This is a genomic window from Frankia sp. CcCS3, from assembly GCF_977927575.1.
This window is the reverse complement of record NZ_CDWRCL010000318.1, coordinates 1-2,743: the sequence shown is the minus strand read 5'-3', so window position 1 is coordinate 2,743 and position 2,743 is coordinate 1. Positions and strand designations below refer to the sequence as shown.

Here is a 2,743-nt window from a genome sequence, read left to right as displayed (position 1 = left end):
GGGCGTCCCGCAGCGCCAGCGCCTGCTGGGCCGCGACCGTCATCCCTTGGGCGTACAGCGGGTTGAGGGTGCACACCGCGTCCCCGAGGGCGACGAAGCCGGCGCTGGGCTCGCGCAGGCGTGCGTACGGGCGTCGCACCGATCCGCGGAAGCGGTAGGGGGTCGGGTCCCCGAGCGGCTCGGCGTCGGCGATGAGCCGGGCGATGTCGGGAGCGGGCAGGGTCGCCGCGAAGCGGGCGAACCCGTCCGGGTCGGTGGGCGGATGCTCGCCGAGCATGCCGGCCAGGGTGACGATCCACCGATCGTCCTCCTGCGCGACGGCGCCACCGCCGCGCAGCCCGGGAATCGTCGAGATGATAACCGCGCGTTGGCCGTCGAGGTCGCTCGCGCGTCGCCGGTAGACGCGGGAGGCGTAGCCGAGGTCGACGTCGACCTGCTCCCGCACGGGCACGGGCAGCCCGTGCGCGGCGAGCCAGTCCGCTGCCCGGGAGCCGCGGCCGATCGCATCGACGACCAGATCCGCCTCGATGACCTCGCCGCCGTCGAGGTGCGCATCCGCAGGGCGTACCCCGTCAGGCCGGGTGCTGCTGTCGGGCCGGGTGCTGGAGCCGTTGACTCGGGCGTCGTCTGGCCGCGGGCCGCCATCGAGGCGTTCGACCCGGACCCCGACGATCCGGCCGGGTTCGCCCGGGCCGCCCGGGCCGGGCCGCGCCACCAGCCCAACGGCGCGCACCCGCTGCAGCAGGCGGACCTGGGAACGAGCGAGTATGGCCTCCCGCAGCACGCCCTCCAGCAGCGGCCGGCTCGCCAGCAGGGAGGTGAGCCCGGTGTCGGTGGGGTACAACCGCAGCCCGCGGACGTACCACCGGGTCTCGACGAGCATGTGGGCGCGGGGCGCACCGTGGCCGGTCACGGTGTCGGTGAACCCGGGGAACAGCTCCTCCAGGCACAACCGGCCTCGTTCGGTGAGGGCGTGCAGGTGGGATCCCTGCGCCACGCCGCGGCGAGTACCCTCGGTGGTGAGGTCATCTCGTTCGATGATCGTCACCCGGTCGAAGAACTCGGCCGTCACCCGGGCCGCGAGGAGTCCGGCCATCCCGGCGCCGAGGACGGCAGCGTGCCCGCGGCTACCGCGGGGCGACAGGGAGTCCTGCAAGGCCGCGGAAGCTGACGTCTGGCTTGCCTTGGAGGCTGTCACTGAGCGGTTCCAGGCAGCTCCAGCTTCTTGACCCGCGTCAGCAGCGTGCGCAGCAGGTGTCACATGAACTCCCTCTTACCTGGTCTCTCGCGCGGTTTTCGCGCGGTTCATGGAGCAGGTGCATGGAGCAGGTTCATGGAGCCAGAGCAGCCATGGGTATTGTCGGCCCGCCGGATCGACTCGTGGGTTAATCTTCCCGGAATCCTGGGCGAGAACATCATAAAAATCCAGGGACTTTGTCGTGGGTACGATAGCCTGTTCCCATCGATCGATGGGATGATGCAATGACCGGCCGCCGATATTGTCAAACTAATTGTGGTGAAATAGAAACGAGTCTGCACAGGTCGACGGGACCGGGCCAGGGGAGATTCCAGCATGGCGACCTCCGACACCATCGAGAACGCGCACAGCTTCGACGTATTCCAGCACTATGAGCGGCTGCAGTGGAAGCTGGTCGACCTGCCGTTGGATGAGATCCGCAGGGATCTCATCCAGCCCGAGTACATCGCGCTGGTCAAGGGCGCGGTCATGGGCGAGGCCACCTCCATCGCAGCGGTGCACGGCTTTCTCAACGAGTTCATCGACGATTACGACTGCTCTGCCTTCGTGAACATCTGGGGCTACCAGGAGCTCCAGCACCACTACGCCTTCCGGGCGTGGCTGCAGGCGGTGGACGCCCAGATCGACCAGCGCCGGATCGAGGCGTTGCGCGAGCCCTACGTACCGGGTACCACGCCCAGCGCCACTCTGATCACCACCGTCATCTCGGAGATGACGGTGAACACGGTCTACCGGACGATGTCGGAATGGGTGCGCGAGCCGGTGCTGGCGGACCTCATGCTGCGCGCCAGCCGGGACGAAGCCGGTCATGCCCGGGAGTTCATGTACTTCGCGAAGCGCCGGATGGAGCGGAATCCGCACGAGCTTGTATCCGTGTTGGAGACGTTCCACTTCTACATGTCGAACAACCGGATCAAGCATCCGGTGGGGGAATTCAAGCACCGCCTGCTCGAAGACCTTCAGGGCCACGAGACCATTGACACCGCGTTCGAGGTGTTCTTGCAGGTTTCCGATCCGGATACGCTGGAACAGCTCCAGATGAAGATCCGCAAGGCGCTCGGCAGTGTTCTCGGCCGGGAGTTCAACCGGAACTCCGACATCCGGCAGGCGCTGGTGGAGGCGATGCCCTGACCGCTTCGGCGGCCGAGTTGTGGGGACCTGAGCACGGTCCAGGGATCGCAGACCGTGCTCAGGCCCCCCACATTCACCGGCCGCCGCTTCGTAGGACGGGTCACTGCTGCCGTGGTGGTCCTGGCAGAGTCCTACGGGGTGTCCAGGGTCGTCGACCGGCAGGCGTCGACGAAGCGGACCAGTTCGTCGACCTTGTCGGTGCGGACGTCGACCGCCCGGTTGACCACCCGGATGAGGTGCGGGTAAGCGTCGGTGTGATCGTAGCGGGCAGTCTCGGCGATCCGCAGGGCCCAGCGCCAGTAACCCCGAATCGTGTCGGCTAGGGCCTGTTTGGGAAGTTTATCGGGGCAGCCA

Annotated in this window: 2 protein-coding genes and 1 pseudogene; 1 reads left to right on the top strand and 2 read right to left on the bottom strand. The window is 67.6% G+C overall.

Annotated features, from left to right (window positions below; all coding sequences use genetic code 11):
* A partial coding sequence (locus AC08OQ_RS18550; protein WP_476612263.1) for an FAD-dependent oxidoreductase occupies nucleotides 1-1,156 on the bottom strand: 1,156 nt, incomplete at its 3' end.
* A 417-nt stretch (nucleotides 1,157-1,573) separates the two neighbouring features.
* Here AC08OQ_RS18550 and AC08OQ_RS18545 point away from each other — a divergent pair.
* The gene (locus AC08OQ_RS18545) at nucleotides 1,574-2,389 is read left to right on the top strand and encodes a ferritin-like domain-containing protein (protein WP_476605867.1); all 816 of its coding nucleotides are present in this window, start codon (nucleotides 1,574-1,576) and stop codon (nucleotides 2,387-2,389) included.
* Between the two features lie 131 nt (nucleotides 2,390-2,520).
* On the opposite strand, the pseudogene AC08OQ_RS18540 reads toward AC08OQ_RS18545, so the two are convergent.
* Nucleotides 2,521-2,743: pseudogene (locus tag AC08OQ_RS18540) on the bottom strand (acyl-ACP desaturase); the annotation flags it as partial.